This window comes from Streptomyces sp. NTH33 (assembly GCF_003236365.1).
GTDB lineage: Bacteria > Actinomycetota > Actinomycetes > Streptomycetales > Streptomycetaceae > Streptomyces.
Genome location: NZ_POTZ01000079.1, coordinates 1 through 20870, shown reverse-complemented (window position 1 = coordinate 20870; position 20870 = coordinate 1). Strand labels below are relative to the sequence as shown.

The window sequence follows — 20870 nt, the reverse complement described above, 5'->3', positions numbered from 1 at the left end:
GGGCACGGCCGTGCGGCGGCGGGCGGCCGGCAGCAGGGCGAGCGCGGCCACCGCGCCGGCGAGCGGCAGCCACCACACCCAAGCGGGCAGCGGCGCCGCCGCGGTGGTCACCCCGGGTGCGGTCGGCACCTTCAGCTCGCTCCTGAGGGTGACGGTGTACGTGGCCGGGGCGGTCGGGGAGGCGTAGCCGAGGTCGGTGGCGGCGAGGACCAGGCGCAGCCGGTGGCCCTTGCGCACCTCGTGGTCGATCGCCGGGAGGGTGAGGGTGACGTCCTTGCCGGTCTTGGCGCCCTCGACGCGCACGGGGGTCACCAGCTGGGCGGGCAGCACCGGACGCGCCGTGCCCGGCCCGACGTCGTACACCTTGGCGAAGAGCACCGCGTCGTCGCTCGTCGACCTGACGTGGACGGTCGCCGTCGGCGACCCGGTGACGCGCAGGTCGCCGCCGAGGGGCGCGGAGTCGAACTTCGCGTACTGGCCGGGGAAGTCCAGCGACACGCCGACGCCGAGCGAGGACAGCCGGGACAGTGAGCCGGAGCCGCCGAGGCCGGGCAGCGAGGACACGGCGGGCGGGCTGGCCCCCGCCGGGTTCTCCAGGCGCTGTTCGCCCCCGCTCAGGGCGATGGACCGCTGCCCGCTCCCCAGTCCCGGATACGCGCTGCCGCTCGCGCCGCGCAGCAGGGCCCTGCCGTCGGTGGAGTCGACGCCCCCGGTGCGGGTGACGCGGAAGGCGGGCCCGGTGTCGGTGCTCCTGTCGCCCTTGAGGTAGCGGTCGAACCAGGTCTTCACGCGCGCCTGTACCCGGTCGGTCTCCGGCTCGCCGCCGTCGTGGCCGCCGGCGATCCAGTCGACGTCGACCGGGGCGCCGTTCGCCCGGATCGCCTTCGCGGCGGCATCGGCCTGGCCGAGCGGGAAGAGGGAGTCGGACTGGCCCTGCATCAGCAGCGTCGGCACCTTGATGCGGTCGCCGACGGCGGACGGCGACCGCTCCTGAAGCAGCCCGCGGGCCTCGGCGTCCGGCTTCCCGGACTCGGCGACCCGCTCGTACATCCGGCACAGCGCGGGCTCGAACCTCGCGCAGCCGCCGCCGGCGCTGATGAACCAGCCCGCCCACAGTTTCTTGAGGACGCCGTTCGGGAACAGGGCGTCCGCGAGGTTCCAGTACGTGATCGCCGGGGCGATGGCGTCCACCCGGTCGTCGTGCCCGGCGGCGAGCAGGGAGATCGCGCCGCCGTAGGAGGCACCGGTCACGCCCACGCGCGGGTCGCCGGGCCCGTCCAGCTCGACCTCGGGCCGCTTCGCCAGCCAGTCGATCAGCCTCGAGACGTCGGCGACCTCGGCGTCGGGGCCGTTCAGCCCGATCTTCCCGGTGGATCCGCCGAAGCCGCGCGCCGACCAGGTCAGCACCGCGTACCCGTCCGCGGCGAGGTCCTCCGCCTGCCGCCGTACGTCGTCCTTGCTGCCGCCGAAGCCGTGCCCGATCAGGACCGCGGGGTGCCGTCCGGCACCGGCCGGGGTGAAGTACGAGGTGGCGATCCGCACCCCGTCGCCCATGGTCATGACCTGGTCGGCGCGGCGCACCGGGGGCGGGCCGTCGGAGACGGCCGCCGCCCACGTACCGGCACCGGCGAGCACGACGACGGCGGCCCCGGCGGCCAGCAGCCGCCGGGGCCTCCGCAGCAGCCCACGAAGTCCGGGCAGTCGAAGATCCATGCCTTCCACCGTACGGGCCACCGCCGGCGACCGATGCCGCCTCCGGACCGAACCCCGGCCCCTCCCCGGGGAGTACGGGCCCGCCGCGGCATACCGCGGCCGTGGTACACGCCCCCGCTCCGCGGCGCCGCCACGCGCACGAGGCCGTCCGGATGCCGGACGGCCTCGTCGCCTGCGGTGACGGTCAGTGGTTGCGCGGGAAGCCCAGGTCCACGCCCGCCGGGGCCTCGGACGGGTCCGGCCAGCGGGTGGTGACGACCTTGCCGCGGGTGTAGAAGTGGGTGCCGTCGTTGCCGTAGATGTGGTGGTCGCCGAAGAGCGAGTCCTTCCAGCCGCCGAAGGAGTGGTAGCCCACCGGGACCGGGATCGGCACGTTGACGCCGACCATGCCGGCCTCGATCTCCAGCTGGAAGCGGCGGGCGGCGCCGCCGTCCCGGGTGAAGATCGCGGTGCCGTTGCCGAACGGCGAGGCGTTGATGAGGGCCACGCCCTCCTCGTAGGTGTCCACGCGCAGCACGCACATCACCGGGCCGAAGATCTCGTCCTGGTAGGCCTTCGCGCTGGTGGGCACCTTGTCGAGCAGCGAGATGCCGATCCAGTGGCCGTCCTCGTAGCCCTCCACGGTGTGGCCGGTGCCGTCCAGGACCACCTCGCAGCCCTCATCGGCTGCGCCCTTCACGTAGGAGGCGACCTTGTCGCGGTGGGCGGCGGTGATCAGCGGGCCCATCTCGGAGGCCGGGTCGTTGCCGGGGCCGATCTTGATCTTCTCGGCGCGCTCGCGGATCTTCTCCACCAGCTCGTCGCCGATCACACCGACCGCCACGACGGCCGAGATGGCCATGCAGCGCTCGCCCGCCGAGCCGTACGCGGCCGAGACGGCGGCGTCGGCGGCGGCGTCCAGGTCGGCATCCGGCAGGACCAGCATGTGGTTCTTGGCGCCGCCCAGGGCCTGTACGCGCTTGCCGTTGGCGGAGGCGGTGGTGTGGATGTAGCGGGCGATCGGGGTGGAGCCGACGAAGGAGACCGCCTTGACGTCCGGGTGCTCCAGGAGCCGGTCGACGGCCACCTTGTCGCCGTGCACGACGTTGAAGACGCCGTCGGGCAGCCCGGCCTCGGCCAGCAGCTCGGCGATCCTCATCGCGGCCGACGGGTCCTTCTCGCTGGGCTTGAGCACGAAGGTGTTGCCGCAGGCGATGGCGAGGGGGAACATCCACATCGGGACCATCGCCGGGAAGTTGAACGGCGTGATGCCGGCGACCACGCCCAGCGGCTGCCGGATCGAGGCCACGTCCACACGGGTGGCGACCTGGGTGGACAGCTCGCCCTTGAGCTGCACGGTGATGCCGCAGGCCAGGTCGACGATCTCCAGGCCGCGGGCGACCTCGCCGAGCGCGTCGGAGTGCACCTTGCCGTGCTCGGCGGTGATCAGCTCGGCGATCTCGTCGCGGTGGGCGTCCAGCAGGGCGCGGAACTTGAACAGGATCGAGGTCCGCCGGGCCAGCGAGGACTGCCCCCAGGTGGCGTAGGCGTCCTTGGCGGCGGCGACCGCGGCGTCCACCTCCTCGACGGAGGCGAACGCGACCTTCGTGGTGACGGCGCCGGTCGCCGGGTCCGTGACCGGCCCGTACGTTCCCGAGGCGCCTTCGGCGGTCTTCCCGCCGATCCAGTGGTTGACGATCTTCGTCATGCCCGGTTACTCCTTCACAGATGGCGGCGTCGGGTCGAGACCTGCCGTTCGTACAGCTCATGTGCCGTGGACCGCCGGCGGTCGGGCCGCGGTGTCGGCCACACGTACATCCCACCAGCCTCGCGCGCCGGGCGCGCCCGACACTGTGTCTGCGGTTTCCGTTTCGGCATAGACACATGTGGGGGTGTCCGCGGCGCACGCCACGGCGAGGCCTTCGTACGGATCCTGTACCTGCCCGGCATGCGGCACCCGCTCCCTGCGCTCTGGTCGGGGACCTCCGGCGCGGGGCCGTAGCGGGCGGGGAGTCGACGCTCGCACTTCGCTCCTGCCAGGGCGAAGCGGCCTCCCGCGCCGGAGGCGATCGGTGTCCGGGCGCCGCGGGGGCGCGTGGGTCTTCGCCCACCGTGCCCTCGCCGCCCGGGAGGGGGAACTCTTCGTCCTCTGTGCGGCCGTGCGTCCGTGTGTCCGTACCGTCCACCGGCCGTCCACACCGGTTCTAGTGCCGGGCACGGGCCATGTCAATGGTTTGTCCGGACATTCGGACGAAAGTGAGAGGGGATCGCCTCAGATGTGTCACAAAGACCTCGGCCGTGTCACACGTGTCGCACCTGTGCGCGCCCTCGGTCACACCCGGACGACAGGCGCTTGCCGATGTGCACGGAGCGTCGTTGACCGAGCACAGGCTTGGTGATCACCAGTGCAGCGCCCGGCTCCCCCGACGGCCTCCCCGGCCGCCGCCGTGGCGCGCGTGGGGAGGTGTACATGACCGACCGAAGGCTCTGGTCGTACAAGGAGATCGCGGCGCACATCCGGGTGCGGCCGGACACCGTGCGGTCCTACCGCAAGCACGGGCTGCTGCCGCCGCCCGATCACGTGGAGGGCGGCAAGCCCTACTGGTACGCCGACACCGTCCGCGCCTGGGTCGCCGCCCGGCCCGGCAACCGCGGCCGCAGAGCCGACTGAGGCTCCGCTTCCGTCCCGAACCGGGTCAGCCCCACGGCTCGACGACCGTGACCCCGGACCCCGGTGCCGTCCCCATCGCCGCGAGCGCGTCCGGGGCGGCGGCCAGGGGGATGGTCGACGTCACCAGCAGATCGGGCCGCAGCACACCGGCCTCCACCAGCTGGAGCATCCGCGGGTAGGCGTGCGCGGCCATGCCGTGGCTGCCCAGGAGTTCCAGCTCCAGGGCGATCGCGCGCGCCATGGGCACCGGGGTGGTGCCCGTCGGGGAGGGCAGCAGGCCGACCTGGACATGGCGGCCCCGGCGGCGCAGACCGTTCACCGAGGCCGCGCAGGTGGCGGGCGAGCCGAGCGCGTCGAGCGAGAGGTGGGCGCCGCCGCCGGTCACCTCGCGCACCCGCTCCGCGGTGTCCCGCACACCGGTGGCGTCCACGCACTGCTCGGCACCGGATCTCCGCGCCAGTTCCAGGGCCCGGGCGGACACGTCCACCGCCACCACCCTGGCCCCCGACGCCGCCGCGACCATCACCGCCGACAGGCCCACGCCCCCGCAGCCGTGCACGGCGACCCACTCGCCGGCGGCGACCCGGCCCTGCTGGACCACCGCGCGGAACGCCGTGGCGAACCGGCAGCCGAGCGAGGCCGCCGTCGCGGAGGACAGCCCGCCGGGTACGGCGACCAGGTTCACGTCGGCGTGGTCGAGCGCCACGTACTGGGCGAAGGAGCCCCAGTGCGTGAAGCCGGGCTGGGTCTGCCGCTCGCACACCTGCTGGTCGCCGGCCGCGCAGGCGGGGCAGGTGCCGCAGGCGCAGACGAAGGGCACGGTGACCCGGTCGCCGGGCCGCCAGCGGGTCATCCGCGGACCCACCTCCTCGACGGTTCCGGCGAGTTCGTGCCCCGGCACGTGCGGCAGGGTGATGTCGGGGTCGTGGCCCTGCCAGCCGTGCCAGTCGCTGCGGCACAGACCGGTCGCCTCGACCCGCACCACGACCCCGTGCTCCGCGGGCCGCGGGTCGGCCACCTCGCGCACCTCGGCCGGCTCCCCGTACCGCTCGAACACCACAGCCCGCATCCGCCGCCTCGCCTTCCGCCGGGGTCTCCCCGCGGCTCGCCGCTTCCGGCGAAACCGTAGTACGCGGCCCCCGGGCCCCAGGGCGCGGCTCCTTGGAGGAATACCCCCTAGGGGTATAGTGTTGAAGAGAAGCGAGGCCCCCATGGCCCCGTGCACCCCGTCCATCACGACCGAGGAGTACGACATGACCGACCGGACCGGCACCCCGGACACCGTCACCACCGTCTACAAGGTGAGCGGGATGAGCTGCGGACACTGCGAGGGGTCCGTCTCCGCCGAGATCTCCGAGCTGCCCGGCGTCAGCTCGGTGAAGGCCGTCGCCTCCACCGGCGAGGTCACCGTCGTCTCCGCGGCCCCGCTCGACGAGGAGGCGGTGCGCGCCGCCGTGGACGAGGCCGGCTTCGAGCTCGTCGGCACGGCCTGACGGAAGACCGGCCGAACCGTCCCTCCCTCCCCCGTCCGCCGTCTGGAGTCCCACGGATGAACACCCCCGCCACCACACAGACGCCCATGACCGACCGGCCGGACCTCGCCGAGGTCGAGCTGCTCATCGGCGGGATGACCTGCGCGTCCTGCGCGGCCCGCGTCGAGAAGAAGCTCAACCGCATGGACGGCGTCACCGCGACGGTCAACTTCGCCACGGAGAAGGCCAAGGTCGCCTACCCGGCGGGGGTATCCGTCGACGACCTGATCGCCACCGTGGTGAAGACGGGCTACACCGCCGAGGAACCCCCGCCGCCGCAACCGGAAGCGCGGCCGGCCGGGGAGCAGGCGCCCCAGGACCCCGAGCTGGTCTCCCTGCGTCAGCGCCTGACCGTCTCCGCGCTCCTCGCCGTCCCCGTCGTCCTGCTGGCCATGGTCCCGGTCCTGCAGTTCGACAACTGGCAGTGGCTCTCGCTGACCCTCGCCGCGCCGGTCGTCGTCTGGGGCGCCCTGCCGTTCCACCGGGCGGCCCTGACCAACGCCCGGCACGGCGCCGCCACCATGGACACGCTCGTCTCGATAGGCACCCTCGCCGCGTTCGGCTGGTCGCTGTGGGCGCTGTTCCTCGGTGACGCGGGCATGCCCGGCATGCGCCACGGGTTCAGCTTCGCCGTCTCCCGGACGGACGCGGCCTCCACGATCTATCTGGAGGTCGCCGCCGGAGTCGTGGCGTTCATCCTGCTCGGCCGCTATCTGGAGGCCCGCTCCAAGCGGCGGGCGGGGGCCGCGCTGCGGGCGCTGATGGAACTGGGCGCCAAGGACGTCGCCGTCCTGCGGGGCGGGGCGGAGGTGCGGATCCCGATGTCGGCGCTGGCCGTCGGCGACCGGTTCGTGGTGCGGCCCGGTGAGAAGGTCGCCACCGACGGCACGGTCGTCGAGGGCACCTCGGCAATCGACGCCTCCATGCTGACCGGCGAGTCGGTGCCGGTGGACGTCGGCGCCGGCGACACCGTCACGGGCGCCACGGTCAACGCGGGCGGCCGCCTGGTCGTCGAGGCCACCCGCGTCGGCGCGGACACCCAGCTCGCGCGCATGGCGCAGCTGGTCGAGGACGCACAGAACGGCAAGGCCGAGGTGCAGCGGCTGGCCGACCGGATCTCGGCGGTCTTCGTGCCGGTCGTCCTGGTCATCGCCCTGGGCACCCTGCTCACCTGGCTGTTCGTCACCGGTGACGTGACCGCGGCCTTCACCGCGGCCGTCGCGGTGCTGATCATCGCCTGCCCGTGCGCGCTGGGCCTGGCCACGCCGACCGCACTGATGGTCGGCACCGGCCGGGGCGCCCAGCTCGGCATCCTGATCAAGGGCCCCGAGGTGCTGGAGTCCACCCGCCGCGTCGACACCGTCGTGCTGGACAAGACCGGAACGGTCACCACGGGCCGTATGACCCTCCAGGAGGTGTACGCCGCCGAGGGCACCGACGAGAAGCAGCTGCTGCGCCTCGCGGGCGCCCTGGAGCACGCCTCCGAGCACCCGATCGCCAAGGCCGTCGCCGCCGGCGCCGAGGAGCGGGTGGGGCCGCTGCCCCCGGTCGAGCACTTCGAGAACGTCCCCGGACGGGGCGTACGCGGGCGCGTGGAGGGTCACGACGTGGCCGTGGGCCGACTCGCCGACCTCACCGCCGAGCTGCCGGACGAGGTGGCCCGCGCCCGCCGCGAGGCCGAGAGCGAGGGCCGTACGGCGGTCGTCGTCGGCTGGGACGGGACGGCACGGGGTGTCGTCGCCGTGGCCGACGCGGTCAAGGAGACCAGCCCTCAGGCCGTACGGCAGCTGCGCGACCTGGGACTGCGCCCCGTCCTGCTGACCGGGGACAACCGCGCGGTCGCCGAGACCGTGGCACGGGCGGTCGGGATCGACCCCCACGACGTGATCGCCGAGGTGCTGCCGCAGGACAAGGTCGACGCCGTCCGGCGGCTGCAGGCCGAGGGGCGGACCGTGGCCATGGTCGGCGACGGCGTCAACGACGCCGCCGCGCTCGCCACCGCCGACCTGGGCCTGGCGATGGGGACCGGCACGGACGCCGCCATCGAGGCCGGCGACCTGACGCTGGTGCGCGGCGACCTGCGGGTGGCCGCGGACGCCATCCGGCTGTCCCGGCGGACACTGGCCACCATCAAGGGCAACCTGGTATGGGCCTTCGGCTACAACGTGGCCGCGCTGCCGCTGGCCGCCGCCGGCCTGCTCAACCCGATGATCGCGGGGGCGGCGATGGCGTTCTCCTCGGTGTTCGTGGTGACGAACAGTCTGCGACTGCGTACCTTCCGTTGAGCACGTGCCACTTCTGACGGAAGTAAGAGTCCCCCTGGAGTCCGACGCGCGCCTCACATAAGCTCTTCACAAGGCTCGCGCATCATCCTTACGCTGGGGTCTCGTTCGCCATACCTGGGCTCTTGCGTACCTAACGGACATATGCAAGAGACACAGATCACAACGATGTGAACGTAACCCTCGAAGGGATTCGAAGGTCTAAGTTGGCGATGTCATGCCGGGAGGCGTCTTGGGGGGCGCCGACCGGCATCCGGGGATGTCTTGGGGGACTTCCTCGGAGATGCGTTGCCGGGGCAGGTACAGCGGGAAGCTTTGAGCGGCCCTCCCGTGCGTGCGCTGTCCCGGCAGATCGCACCGGCAGTACGACTGCGGTACAAGAAGGGCGCGGCGAGTTCTGCTCGTTGTGCTCACAGCGATTCAGGCGCTGGTCCTCATGGACGCCCGGCCGGATCCCGTGGGGGGAATCCGCACCGGGACATGGGAAGGCGCCCTGGTCGTCGGCCCGTGGGGGGACCGACGTGCCAGGGCGCCTTCCGCTTTTCGTGTTGTTCGTGTTGTTCGTGAGCCTTCCGCCCGCTCAGGGGCTCTTCACGGGCGGCACGAGGCCCCGCATCCGCCGCGACCGCGCGGATACGGGGCCCGATGACGCCGGCAGGGTCCTGCCTCAGCGCTCCTCGACCGGAACGAAGTCGCGCTCGACCACGCCCGTGTAGATCTGGCGCGGGCGGCCGATGCGGGAGCCCGGCTCCTTGATCATCTCGTGCCACTGGGCGATCCAGCCCGGCAGCCGGCCGAGAGCGAACAGGACCGTGAACATCTCGGTCGGGAAGCCCATGGCCCGGTAGATCAGACCGGTGTAGAAGTCGACGTTCGGGTAGAGCTTGCGCTCGACGAAGTAGTCGTCGGACAGCGCGTGCTCCTCCAGCTTCAGGGCGATGTCGAGGAGCTCGTCCTCCTTGCCCAGCGCGGAGAGCACATCGTGCGCGGCAGCCTTGATGATCTTGGCGCGCGGGTCGAAGTTCTTGTAGACCCGGTGGCCGAAGCCCATCAGGCGGACGCCGTCCTCCTTGTTCTTCACCTTGCGGATGAAGGTGTCGACGTCGTTGCCGGAGTCGCGGATGCCCTCGAGCATCTCCAGCACCGACTGGTTGGCGCCGCCGTGCAGGGGGCCCCACAGCGCGCTGATGCCGGCCGAGATCGAGGCGAACATGTTGGCCTGCGAGGAGCCGACCAGGCGGACCGTGGAGGTCGAGCAGTTCTGCTCGTGGTCGGCGTGCAGGATCAGCAGCTTGTCCAGCGCGGAGACGACGACCGGGTCCAGCTCGTACTCCTGGGCGGGGACCGAGAAGGTCATGCGCAGGAAGTTCTCGACGTAGCCGAGGTCGTTACGCGGGTAGACGAACGGGTGACCGATCGACTTCTTGTACGCGTACGCCGCGATCGTCGGGAGCTTGGCGAGCAGGCGGATGGTGGAGAGGTTGCGCTGCGTCTCGTCGAACGGGTTGTGGCTGTCCTGGTAGAACGTCGACAGCGCCGAGACCACCGACGACAGCATCGCCATCGGGTGCGCGTCGCGCGGGAAGCCCGTGTAGAAGTTCTTGACGTCCTCGTGCAGCAGGGTGTGCTGCGTGACCTTGTGCTTGAAGGAGGCCAGCTCGTCGACGGTCGGCAGCTCACCGTTGATCAGCAGGTAGGCCACCTCCAGGAAGGTGGAGCGCTCGGCCAGCTGCTCGATCGGGTAGCCGCGGTACCGAAGGATGCCCTGCTCACCGTCGAGATAGGTGATGGCGGATTTGTACGCGGCGGTGTTGCCGTATCCGCTGTCCAGAGTCACCAGACCGGTCTGGGCGCGCAGCTTCCCGATGTCGAAGCCCTTGTCGCCGACGGTGCTGTCAACCACCGGGTAGGTGTACTCGCCGCCGTCGTACCGCAGTACTACAGAGTTGTCGCTCACGTCTTCCCTCACCGACGTAGTGCCTCATCTTCGAGGTGCCCTGACTGTCTCTACCATCCCCCATTTGGCTCAGGAGAGTGCACTCGGGGTCGACCCTTGGGCCCATTGACGGCACTCAGTGCCGCCAATCTGCTCATCCTGCCCGCTCGATCCGGCCACGGGAAGTGCTGTGTGACCTTTACGACTCGCTTGATCGATCATTTTGGGTGATGCCGCGTCAGAAATCGGGTTCCGGCCCTGTGGGCGGTGCTTTTCAGCCCCCTGCGAGCCGGAAGTCCAGTGCCGTGCAGCGCCGTCCCGCCGACACCGTGCGCACCGCCTGGCCGATCGCCTTGCGCGAACCCACGAGGACGACCAGCTTCTTGGCCCGGGTGACTGCCGTGTAGAGCAGGTTGCGCTGGAGCATCATCCAGGCACCGGTGGTGACGGGGATCACCACGGCGGGATACTCACTGCCCTGGGAACGGTGGATGGTCACCGCGTACGCGTGCGCCAGCTCGTCCAGTTCGTCGAACTCGTACGAAACCTCCTCGTCCTCGTCCGTCAGCACCGTCAGGCGCTGGTCGACCGGGTCGAGCGAGGTGACCACGCCCACGGTGCCGTTGAAGACACCGTTCTCCCCCTTCTCGTAATTGTTGCGAATCTGAGTGACCTTGTCTCCGACGCGGAAAACCCGTCCGCCGAACCGCTTTTCCGGCAGATCCGGCCGGCCCGGGGTGACGGCCTGCTGGAGCAGGCCGTTCAGCGTGCCGGCGCCCGCCGGGCCGCGGTGCATGGGCGCGAGCACCTGCACGTCCCGGCGCGGGTCGAGCCCGAACCGGGCCGGGATGCGGCGCGCGGCCACGTCCACGGTGAGCCGGCCGGCCTCCTCCGTGTCGTCCTCGACGAAGAGGAAGAAGTCCTTCATGCCGTCGGTGAGCGGGTGCTGCCCGGCGTTGATCCGGTGGGCGTTGGTCACCACGCCGGACTGCTGGGCCTGGCGGAACACGCGCGTGAGGCGGACGGCGGGGATGGGGCCGGCCTCGGCCAGCAGGTCCCTGAGGACCTCCCCGGCACCCACGCTGGGCAGCTGGTCGACGTCCCCGACGAACAGCAGGTGGGCTCCCGGGGGCACGGCCTTGACCAGCTTGTTCGCCAGCAGCAGGTCCAGCATGGACGCCTCGTCGACGACGACGAGGTCGGCGTCGAGCGGCCGGTCCCTGTCGTACGCGGCGTCCCCGCCGGGCTTGAGCTCCAGCAGACGGTGGACGGTGGAGGCCTCCGCGCCGGTGAGCTCGGACAGCCGCTTGGCGGCGCGGCCGGTGGGCGCGGCCAGCACGACCTTCGCCTTCTTCGCCCGGGCGAGCTCCACGATCGAGCGCACGGTGAAGGACTTGCCGCACCCGGGGCCGCCGGTCAGCACGGCCACCTTCTCGGTCAGCGCCAGCTTCACGGCCGCCTCCTGCTCGGGGGCGAGGTCGGTCCCCGTACGGCCCCCCAGCCAGCTCAGCGCCCTGTCCCAGGCCACGTCCCGGAAGGACGGCATCCGGTCGGCGTCCGTACGCAGCAGGCGCAGCAGCTGGGCGGAGAGGGAGAGCTCGGCGCGGTGGAAGGGCACGAGGTAGATGGCGGTGACCGGGTCACCACCGTCGTGCCCCGGCACCTTCTCCCGTACGACGCCGGGATCGCCGCCGTCCTCCGCGGGCTGTGCGAGCTCGGCGAGGCACTCGATGACGAGCCCGGTGTCGACCTGGAGGAGTTTGACCGCGTCCGCGATCAGCCGCTCCTCGGGCAGGAAGCAGTGGCCCTGGTCGGCGGACTGCGACAGCGCGTACTGCAGTCCGGCCTTGACGCGCTCCGGGCTGTCGTGCGGGATGCCGACGGACTGGGCGATCTTGTCGGCGGTCAGGAAGCCGATGCCCCAGACGTCGGCGGCGAGCCGGTACGGCTGGTTCTTCACGACGGAGATGGAGGCGTCGCCGTACTTCTTGTAGATGCGCACCGCGATGGAGGTGGACACCTCCACGGTCTGCAGGAACAGCATCACCTCCTTGATCGCCTTCTGCTCCTCCCAGGCGTCGGCGATCCTCTTGGTCCGCTTGGGGCCGAGGCCGGGGACCTCGATGAGCCGCTCGGGCTCCTCCTCGATGATCCTCAGGGTGTCCAGCCCGAAGTGCTGGGTGATGCGGTCGGCGAAGACCGGCCCGATGCCCTTGACGAGCCCGGAGCCGAGGTACCGGCGGATGCCCTGGACGGTGGCCGGCAGGACGGTCGTGTAGTTCTCGACCTGGAACTGCTTGCCGTACTGCGGGTGGGACCCCCAGCGCCCCTCCATCCGCAGCGACTCCCCCACCTGGGCCCCCAGCAGCGCGCCGACCACCGTGAGCAGGTCACCGGCGCCCCGGCCGGTGTCGACCCGGGCGACCGTGTAGCCGTTCTCCTCGTTGGCGTACGTGATCCGCTCCAGGACGCCCTCGAGTACGGCCGAACGCCGCTCTCCGGCACCGGCCTGCCCCGCACGACTCGCCTCCGTGGTCATGAACGTGACGGTACCGCCGGGGTGTGACAGCGGCGAGGGCCGGGGCGCCCCGGCCCAGGAGCACGCCGTCGGCTCGGAGACCGAATCCGGATGCGTCAGGTTTGTTCGGAATTCCACAGGAAAGCCCCGCACGGGAATGTGAAATTTCCGTTCCTGTTGTTTCTTACTTGATTCTTACTCGCCGGTACTTATTTATCCTCCGCTTGCTGTCTTGGTGGGTGTATCGCGCGTCCAGCGCATGACCAGTACGCACGCCACTGTTCCGACGTATTGACTGGGGGAGAGCTTGAGCGCTCACGAAATGAGCATCCTCGGGGTGAGCGAGGGCGAAGAGAAGATGTACCGGCATTTTCTTCGGAATCCCGATACGTCCACTGATTCCATCCACCTGCTGGTCCACACGGACCCGGGGACGGCGAAGGAACAGCTCGACCGGCTCAGGGAGTTGGGTCTCCTGCGGGAAACCGGCCCGGACAGGTGGGCCGCCACCGACCCGGAGGCCGCCGTCGGCCGGCTGATGGACATGCGGCTGCACGACCTCCACCAGGAGCTGCGGAAGGTCACCCGCTCCCGGCACCTGGTCGACTCCCTGCTGGCCGAACGGACCCCCGAGGCGCCCGTCCCGTTGGGCGTCGAGCAGCTCACCGGCCTGGACCAGATCCGCAGCCGCATAGACGACCTGGCCTTCTTCGCCCGCGAGGAGATCCTCTCCGTCGAGCCGTACGAAGCGCTGTCGCCCGAGAACATCGAGCACGCCCGCCCGTTGGACATGCGCTGCCTGCGCCGGGGCGTCCGGATCCGCAGCATCGTGCTCCGTGCCGCTCTGGAGCATCCGCCCACTTTCGCCTACCTCGGGGAACTGGCCTCGCACGGAGCGCGGATCCGGGTGACCGACGACATCTCGGAACGGATCCTCGTCTACGACCGGCGGACCGCCGTGGTCCCCGTGAACCCGGACGACACCGCGTGCGGTGCGCTGCTCGCCCGCGAGGAAGGGCTGATCTCCACCATCATCGCGCTGTTCGAGCGGATCTGGAGCCAGGCCGAGGACCTGCCGAGCACTTCCGGCGACGAGGAGCTTCCGGCGCTCTCGGACGTCGAGAAACGGGTGCTCGAGGCGATGTGCACCGTGGGCAAGGACGAGGCCGGGGCCCGCAGCATCGGGGTGTCGGTGCGGACCTACCGCCGCCATGTCGCCGACCTGAAACACGTACTGGGGGCCAGCAGCCGGGCGCAGGCCGCCCTGCTGGCCCGCGAGCGCGGCTGGATCTGACGGAGCCGCGGCCTCTACCCGCCGGGTGCCGACCGTGCGGACCGCTGTTCTCCGACGCCGCTCGGATCGCGGCCCGGACCGTCTCCGGGCCGCCGTCCGGCACGGCGCGGTCCTTCCCGGTGGGGCCGGGCGGGCCCGGCGCACGGGTTCCACCGTCAGGTGCCCCCCGGCCGTGATCCGGCCTCCGACCGGGCCCGAGGGCCCAGGTACGGTGCCGCGCGTATGCCGAAGCGGCGGCGCAGCGCGGATCTCGCCGCCAGACAACCGGGGATTCCGTGCACGCCGGGCCCCGGTGGGGTGGCGGACGAGCACAGGAAGACGCCGGGCAGCGGTGTGGTGTAGGGATCGAGGCGGGCCGTGGGCCGGGCGATGCTCTGACGCAGGGTCATGGCACCGGACCCGATGTCCCCGCCCACGTAGTTGGGGTTGTACGTCTCGTACTCGGCGCCGGGGACACCGCGCTGCTCCAGGACGGTGTCGCCGAACCCGGGGGCGTACCGCTCGATACGGGAGCGCACCAGTTCCACGGGATCGCGGTCGTCGCCGTTGGGCACGTGCGCGTACGCCCACACCGGGCGCTTGCCGGGCAGGGCGCGTCCCGGGTCGGCGACGGCGGGGTCGACGAGCAGGACGAACGGCTGGTCCGACCCGATCCCCCGCGCCGTCGACGTCTCCTGGCGGACCATCTCGGCCCGGACGCCGCCGAGGTGCACGGTTCCGGCGCGTCCCACATCGGGGTTGGCCCACGGGATCGGCTCCGAGACGAGGAAGTCGACCTTGGCCGCCGCCGGCCCGTAGCGGAACCGCTCCAGGGCCCGGGCATAGCGGTGCGGCAGCTCGTCCCCGGCGATCTCCAGCAGCCCCTTCGCGCTCGTGTCGAGGAGGACGGCGCGGGCGCCCGCCAGCTCCTTGAGGCTGGTGACGCGGTGGCCGGTGTGGAAGGTGCCGCCGTGTGCGGTGATGTCGTCGGCGAGGGCCTCGGCGATCCGGACGCTGCCGCCGCGCGGCACGGGCCAGCCGGTGCCGTGCGCCAGGTGGCCGAGCAGCATGGCGACGGCCGCGCACGCGAGGCTGGGCAGCTTGCCGACGCCGTGCGCGGCGACGCCGGTGAGCAGCGCGGGAGCCTCCTCGGTGGTGAAGCCGCCGGCCTGGGTGCGGCTGCCGTGGGCGAGGACGCGCAGCGCCAGCCGGCCGGCCGCGACGAGGTCCCGGGGAAGGGAGCGCTGGTGGGACAGGAGGAGGTCCACCACGCCTTCGCTGCGGGCCAGCAGGGGCTCCATCAGCCGCCGCCAGCGCTCCCCGTCGGGGCCGAGGCCGGCGCAGGTGGTGTCCAGATCGCGGTGGGCGAGGCCCGCCCGCCCGCCGTCGAGGGGGTGGGCGTAGCTGATCTCGGGGTGCAGCAGTTCCACTCCCCGGGCGGCCAGGTCGAACTCCCGGAAGAAGGGGGAGGCGGCGGCCATCGGGTGCACCGCCGAGCAGATGTCGTGCACGATCCGGTCGTCGAAGAGGGCCTCGCTGCGCAGCCCGCCGCCGATGGTCCCGGCCGCCTCGTAGAGCTCCACGCGCAGCCCCGCGCGGGCCATGGTCACTCCGGCGGCCAGGCCGTTGGGCCCGGTGCCCACGATCGCGACGTCCGCGTCCGTCATGCACCACCTCGCTGGGCGGGCACGGCGACCCGGTCAGCGCCGTGCTCCGAGCCGAGCTGGGAGCCGGCGAGCCGGCGGTACAGCTCGTCCCGTTCCATCAGCTCCTCGTGGCTTCCGACGGCCCGGACCCGCCCGTCCTCGAGGACCACGATCCGGTCGGCCTCGACCACGGTGGACATCCGGTGGGCGATCGCCACGACCGCGCACTGCCCGGAGACCCGGCGCAGCGTGTGCCGGAAGGCCAGTTCCGAGTCGGAGTCCAGGTTCGAGGTGACCTCGTCCAGCAGCATGACCGCCGGCTTCTGCAGCAGGGTGCGGGCGATGCAGAGCCGCTGGCGCTCGCCGCCGGACAGGCCGTTGCCCTGCTCGCCGAGGGGGCTCTCCAGCCCGTCCGGCAGGGCGTCCAGCACGTCCTTCAGGCCGGCCATCTCCACGGCCTCGCGGATCTCGTCCTCACCGGCCGACGGATTGGCGTAGATCAGGTTCTCCCGGATGGTGCCGCGCATCGCGACGCTGTCCTGCTGCACGTAGCCGACCAGGCCGCGCAGGGTGTCGAGGGAGAGTCCGGAGATCTCCCGGCCGCCGACCAGGATGGTCCCCTCGTCGGTCCGGTAGAACCGTTCGATGAGCTGGAAGAGTGTGGTCTTGCCCGCTCCGGACGGCCCGACGATCGCGGTCAGGCCCCGGGCCGGCACGGTGAGGTCCACTCCGGTCAGAGTCGGCGTACGGCCGTAGGAGAAGTGGACTCCCCGGAACTCCACGGCGGGGGTGCCCGGGACAACCGCCCGCGGGCCGTGCTGCGCGGGCTCGGTCGCCAGGGTCTCCTCGGGGATGTCGAAGAGCTCGTCGACCCGCTGGATGGCGGCGCGTCCCTGCTGGAACTGCCCCACCGAGAGGAAGAACAGCACCAGCGGTGAGACCAGGTAGAACAGGAACATCACGAACGTCGTGAGGTCGGCCACGGCCATCGTGCCGCGGGCCACCCGGCTCATTCCGGCACCGAACACGACGGCCAGCGACACCTGCATGCCGACGTTCATCGTCGGTGTCAGCATGGCGCCGAGCGCGCTGACCCTGACCCCCGAGCGGCGCGCGACCTCGGCACGCTCGGCCAGCCGCTCCTGCTCCCGGGCCTCCGCCCGGGAGGCCTTGACGGTGGGCAGCGCGGTGAGCACGCGCTGCAGATCCGACCCGAACTCCCCGGTGTCCTCCCGGTTCTGCACGGCGACCTTCCGCAGCCGCCGGGCGAACGCGATCGACACCACGCTGGCGACGCCCAGGCAGCCCAGGGTCAGCAGCATGAGCCACACGTCGATGAAGAACATGAGCACGACGCCGCCGAGGACCATGAAACCGTTGATCACCAGCTGGGCCAGGCTCTGGGTGAGGGCGATCCGGGCCATGGAGGTGTCCGTGACCACCCGGGTGAAGAGGTCACCCTGCTGGTACTCGTTGAAACGGGCGAGGTCGGAACGGAGCAGCCGGCCGACGACACGGTGCCGCACCCCGTGGACGATTCCCTCGCCGGCCCGCCCGATGATGTACGCCTGCACCGCGGAGAGGCCCGCGTCGGCGCAGAAGAGCGCCACCATCAGCAGGATCGGCCCGGTCAGTGAGCCGTTCGTGCCGGCGGCCCTGATCAGCTCGCCGATGGCGAGCGGCTGGCCGAGCGCGGCGGCCACTCCGAGCAGCCCCAGGACCACTCCGGCCACGAGGAGTTTTCGGTGTTGGCGCGCGATGACCCAGACTGTCTGCTTCTCGTTGTGGAGCGGGGTTGCCGTGGCCGCTGCGCTCGCCATCGCTCACTTCTCCCGTGAATAGCCGGCGATGAACAGCGGGGACTTCTCCGTGCAGGGCGCGTCCGTCCAGTCCGCCACTCGCTGTCCCGGGGTCAGCCCCGCCTCGACGGCGAAGCCCTCCACCTCCTCGGGCGTGGTGAGCCGCGCCGTCTCGGTGCCCACACGGGACGAGCCGTTCTCGAACCAGATGTGCGACGCCTGCCACAGCATCCGGTCCCGGATCAGGTGGGAGTAGGTGAGCAGACCGGTGTTGGGTTCCGGGTACGGAATGAAGTACGAGGTGCGGTCCTTGCCCTCGAACATCTCCAGCACACCGGAGCGGTTCCAGGTCTCCACCACCAGCGTGCCCCCCGGCGCGAGCCGGGCCGCGGCACGGCGAATGGCCTCCCGCTGCTCATCGGGGTCCAGGATCATGGACAGGGTGGCGCAGACGCAGTAGACCAGACCGTACTGCTCGTCGTCCTCATAGGTGCGGATGTCCCCGTGCACCGGGGTGACGGGCGCGTCCTTCTCCTTGAGGTCCCGGCGGAGCTCTTCGAGCATCTCCGGGGAGGAGTCCACCCCGCGGACGGGGCCGACGCGCTGCGAGAGCGGAATGGCGATCCGCCCCGTCCCGACACCCAGTTCGAGGGTGCCCAGACCGCCCCCGGGGTGCAGACCCGCGAGTTTCTCCGCGGCCAGGTCGGCATAGCCGTCCTTCGGGAAGATACGGTCGTAGAATCCCGCGAATATTCGTCCGTAGCCGATGTCCTGCACGCCGTCCATACGGAGGCCTCCTACCTCGTCGCTCACGGGTTTTTCGTCACGCTGGTCTCGGTTACTTCATGGTTTTCCAGGCAATCGCCGCGACGATGATGATGGCGATGGCGAAGATGGTGATCGTTGCTGCAGACATGGTTCCGGGAACATTCCTTCGTCGAGGGCTCATCGCATATCACTCAGAACTTCACTTTTGACGGGCTCGACGTTACCGGTGTGACCCTGGTGCGCGGTCGCGCAGTGGAGTCGTGTTCCGGCGACATCGGGGTGTAGGGCGAGACGAAGATGATGTCGGGTTCGTTCGAATTGTCGTATCCGGTGGCCCTGGTCAGGGTGAACTGGAATCCCTTGATCGTGGCGGATCCCGGCGTCTGCCCGATCTCATGACGCAGATAGTTGGCGAGAATGCGGTACGCGGGCAGCGGCACGATGGCGTCGAAGCCCTTGTCGAGCGCCGTGATCAATTCACTGCAGATGTCGAAGACGGCCTTCTCCGGACGCCGCCCGGGGAACCAGACGATCTGCCGGAACTTCCGCCCGGAGATGACGTCGACCAGCTTCCACTTCGACGTCTCGCCGCTGTGGTCCAGGGTGCGGTAGAAGAAGTGGTAGTCGTGCTGGGCGGGGGTGGGGGCGAAGAACCGCCAGTTCGGGAACAGGGCGGAGAAGATGTCCAGCCGCTGCACCCGGTGGAAACCGGGGTTCGGGTGCTGGGCGGCCAGGGTGCCGAACAGCAGGGCCGCGGTCGCCACCCGGGTGAGTGCCCCCGGGCCGGTCAGGGCACGGGCCAGCAGCGGTTGCGACTTCGGTGCCGTGGTCATCGCGCGTCCTCCTTCACGGTTCGGGGCGCGGTGCCCGCGGCCGGTGCGATCTCGGTGACGAACTCCTTGATCTGCCGGGCCACCTGGGTGCTCAACCGCGCGTCCGTGAGCATGGTGTCGTGGTCCGCTCCCTCGATGACGGTCGTGGTGACGACCTTGCCCCGGCGGCGATGGGCGTCGGCCAGCTCGTGGTGCATGAGCAGGTGCTCGGGGTCCCGGTCCACCGTCTGCTGGGCCGAGATCACCAGGGCGTGGGCGTCGATCTCCCCGAGTTCGCCGTCGAAGGACCGGAAGTCCTTCTCGGTCGCCTTCCACTCCCGCTGGCCGGCCGTCCACAGCCGGGTGTCGGCGTACTGGGCGAAGGCCCGCGAGCGGTAGTTCGCCGGCAGGTTGTTCACCCAGCCCGGACGAACGAGCAGCACGCCGAGGCCGGCCCGCAGGCTGCCCACGAACAGGTTCAGGCCGTCGCTGAACTTCTTCGCGGAATCGCTCTGCTGGGGCGAGCGGATCAGCTCACCCGGGTGGGAACTGTCCAGGTAGACGAGGCCGTGCAGCCGGTCGCCCAGCTGCTTGGCCGCCCGGCGCGCGATCTCCCCGCCCAGCGAGTGACCGGCGATCACGACCTTCCGCCCCTCCGGGACCGCCCCGGCCACCAGGTCGGCCAGATCGTCGGCCGACTCCTGGAGGGTGTACTCCCGGCCCCCGGCGTAGGTGCTGGCGGCGTACCCGGCCCGGTTGTAGGTGAGGATGTCGAGGTCGCTCTCCGAAACCAGGGTGTCGGTGATCCAGCCGAAGTGCTCGGACGTCGAGGCCATCCCGGGGACGAAGACGACGACCGGAGCGGAGGACTCCTCCGTCACCCGGGCCTCGTAGGTGAGCATGTTGCCGTGCCGGGTGACGAGTTTGCGGGTGCCCGGGTACCGGTCGGTCGCCCGCGTCCGTCGCATGCCGGCCACGGCGGCCGCCGTGGCGACCGCGCCCGCACCCATGACCAGCACGGTCGCCAGGGCACGGTCGTCCCGGCCGGCGACCGCGGGATGGTCCTTGGGGGTACTGGTGTAGGCCACCATGGGGTGCATGGAGGTGAAGGCCGTCACGAAGCGTCCCAGGCCCATCAGGAAACCGTTGGCCACGTGGAAACCCGCGGCACTGGCGATGATGGGCCGGGCGAGCAGTCCGCCCTTGGCGTAGGCCAGCGGGAAGAGGCACTCGAGGGCGAGCACACCGTGCGCGAGGTACCGGGCGGGCACCGGGTACTTCTGCGTCAGCTTGAAGAAGCCCTCGTGCCCGTAGGTCTTGGTGCGCATGACCCCGGGGAGCGCGGAGCCGTCGCGCCAGGGCGCGCCGAGCAGCTTGACCCAGCCGGAGATGAGATACGACATGTTGGCCTGGAGGGCCACGTACCACATCAGGGTGTCCTGAACCTGCTCCGAGGAGGACAGCCGGGCCAGGCCGGTGGCCGTCTGGACCAGGGTGGACACCTGGTCGGAGCCGTCGGTGCCGTAGCGGTGGCGGGGGTACAGCGCGGCGTTGCTGAGGCCGAGGAAGACGTTGGCCGCACCGCGCCAACGCGCCTTGCCGGGCAGCAGCAGCCCCGCGCTGACGGCGACACGGGCGACGTGGAGGGCGGTCGTGGTCTTCTCGTTGCTCACCAGGTCGAGGAAGCGGCGGGTGGGCCGGGTGGAGGCAACATGCACGTCCCGGGCGACGCTCCAGTCGTTCAGCCCTCCCTTCCGCATGTTGCTGCGCTGGCTCAGGTACTCCAGGCTGGACGTCAGCGAGGTCAGGGCACTCAGTCGTTCCGATGCGCCCAGAGCGCGGTCACGCGAGACGGGTATGGGCCCGAACAGCGCGGATGCCAGCTTTCCCGGCAGTTTCACGGCAGCCTCCAGGGTGCCCGGGGTCGGCGGTTCCGGGGTG

Annotated in this window: 14 protein-coding genes and 2 pseudogenes; 4 read left to right on the top strand and 12 right to left on the bottom strand. The window is 71.1% G+C overall.

What is annotated here, in order from left to right; translation table 11 throughout:
* The 4 genes and pseudogenes from C1I97_RS10890 to C1I97_RS41320 all read right to left on the bottom strand — a co-directional run.
* A partial coding sequence (locus tag C1I97_RS10890; RefSeq protein ID WP_181446674.1) for a S15 peptidase family protein occupies positions 1 to 1713 on the bottom strand: 1713 nt, incomplete at its 3' end.
* A gap of 184 nt (positions 1714 to 1897) precedes the next feature.
* Positions 1898 to 3400 carry a CoA-acylating methylmalonate-semialdehyde dehydrogenase gene (gene mmsA, locus C1I97_RS10885; protein WP_111003020.1) on the bottom strand — a complete coding sequence of 501 codons (1503 nt, stop codon included), beginning with the start codon at positions 3398 to 3400 and terminating at the stop codon, positions 1898 to 1900.
* 14 nt (positions 3401 to 3414) lie between these two features.
* Positions 3415 to 3610, bottom strand: a pseudogene (locus C1I97_RS41325) (3D-(3,5/4)-trihydroxycyclohexane-1,2-dione acylhydrolase (decyclizing)); the annotation flags it as partial.
* 32 nt (positions 3611 to 3642) lie between these two features.
* A pseudogene (locus C1I97_RS41320) lies at positions 3643 to 3783 on the bottom strand (5-deoxy-glucuronate isomerase); the annotation flags it as partial.
* Between the two features lie 379 nt (positions 3784 to 4162).
* On the opposite strand from C1I97_RS41320, the gene C1I97_RS10870 reads away from it, so the two are divergent.
* Positions 4163 to 4363 carry a helix-turn-helix transcriptional regulator gene (locus C1I97_RS10870; RefSeq protein WP_111003019.1) on the top strand — a complete coding sequence of 67 codons (201 nt, stop codon included), beginning with the start codon at positions 4163 to 4165 and terminating at the stop codon, positions 4361 to 4363.
* A 25-nt stretch (positions 4364 to 4388) separates the two neighbouring features.
* Here C1I97_RS10870 and C1I97_RS10865 read toward each other — a convergent pair whose 3' ends face one another.
* A complete protein-coding gene (locus C1I97_RS10865) occupies positions 4389 to 5432 on the bottom strand; it encodes a zinc-dependent alcohol dehydrogenase family protein (RefSeq protein WP_111003018.1) in 1044 nt (347 codons plus the stop codon).
* A 184-nt stretch (positions 5433 to 5616) separates the two neighbouring features.
* Here C1I97_RS10865 and C1I97_RS10860 point away from each other — a divergent pair, with 184 nt between their 5' ends.
* Positions 5617 to 5856, top strand: a complete 240-nt coding sequence (locus C1I97_RS10860; RefSeq protein ID WP_111003023.1) for a heavy-metal-associated domain-containing protein — start codon at positions 5617 to 5619, stop codon at positions 5854 to 5856.
* Between the two features lie 56 nt (positions 5857 to 5912).
* Positions 5913 to 8180 (top strand): heavy metal translocating P-type ATPase, encoded by a 2268-nt coding sequence (locus C1I97_RS10855; protein ID WP_111003017.1) that lies wholly within the window; start codon positions 5913 to 5915, stop codon positions 8178 to 8180.
* Between the two features lie 664 nt (positions 8181 to 8844).
* On the opposite strand, the gene C1I97_RS10850 is transcribed toward C1I97_RS10855, so the two are convergent.
* Both C1I97_RS10850 and recD2 read right to left on the bottom strand, forming a co-directional pair.
* Positions 8845 to 10134, bottom strand: a complete 1290-nt coding sequence (locus tag C1I97_RS10850; protein WP_111003016.1) for a citrate synthase — start codon at positions 10132 to 10134, stop codon at positions 8845 to 8847.
* Between the two features lie 253 nt (positions 10135 to 10387).
* Positions 10388 to 12652 carry an SF1B family DNA helicase RecD2 gene (gene recD2, locus C1I97_RS10845; RefSeq protein ID WP_111003022.1) on the bottom strand — a complete coding sequence of 755 codons (2265 nt, stop codon included), beginning with the start codon at positions 12650 to 12652 and terminating at the stop codon, positions 10388 to 10390.
* A gap of 286 nt (positions 12653 to 12938) precedes the next feature.
* Here recD2 and C1I97_RS10840 point away from each other — a divergent pair, with 286 nt between their 5' ends.
* On the top strand, positions 12939 to 13925 hold the full coding sequence (locus C1I97_RS10840) for a helix-turn-helix transcriptional regulator (protein WP_181446673.1): 987 nt from the start codon (positions 12939 to 12941) through the stop codon (positions 13923 to 13925).
* Between the two features lie 155 nt (positions 13926 to 14080).
* Here C1I97_RS10840 and C1I97_RS10835 read toward each other — a convergent pair whose 3' ends face one another.
* The 5 genes from C1I97_RS10835 to C1I97_RS10815 form a co-directional block, all read right to left on the bottom strand.
* On the bottom strand, positions 14081 to 15571 hold the full coding sequence (locus C1I97_RS10835; RefSeq protein WP_111003014.1) for a phytoene desaturase family protein: 1491 nt from the start codon (positions 15569 to 15571) through the stop codon (positions 14081 to 14083).
* The gene (locus C1I97_RS10830; protein ID WP_111003013.1) at positions 15568 to 17370 is read right to left on the bottom strand and encodes an ABC transporter ATP-binding protein; all 1803 of its coding nucleotides are present in this window, start codon (positions 17368 to 17370) and stop codon (positions 15568 to 15570) included. The genes C1I97_RS10835 and C1I97_RS10830 overlap by 4 nt, the downstream gene beginning before the upstream one ends.
* Positions 17371 to 17373: 3 nt before the next feature.
* Complete coding sequence (locus C1I97_RS10825) at positions 17374 to 18135, bottom strand: class I SAM-dependent methyltransferase (RefSeq protein ID WP_111003012.1); 762 nt, start codon at positions 18133 to 18135, stop codon at positions 17374 to 17376.
* Positions 18136 to 18308: 173 nt separating this feature from the next.
* The gene (locus tag C1I97_RS10820) at positions 18309 to 18950 is read right to left on the bottom strand and encodes a hypothetical protein (RefSeq protein ID WP_181446672.1); all 642 of its coding nucleotides are present in this window, start codon (positions 18948 to 18950) and stop codon (positions 18309 to 18311) included.
* Positions 18947 to 20870, bottom strand: a 1924-nt coding sequence (locus C1I97_RS10815; RefSeq protein WP_309147792.1) for an alpha/beta fold hydrolase, incomplete at its 5' end; no start/stop codon positions are given. The genes C1I97_RS10815 and C1I97_RS10820, both read right to left, overlap by 4 nt.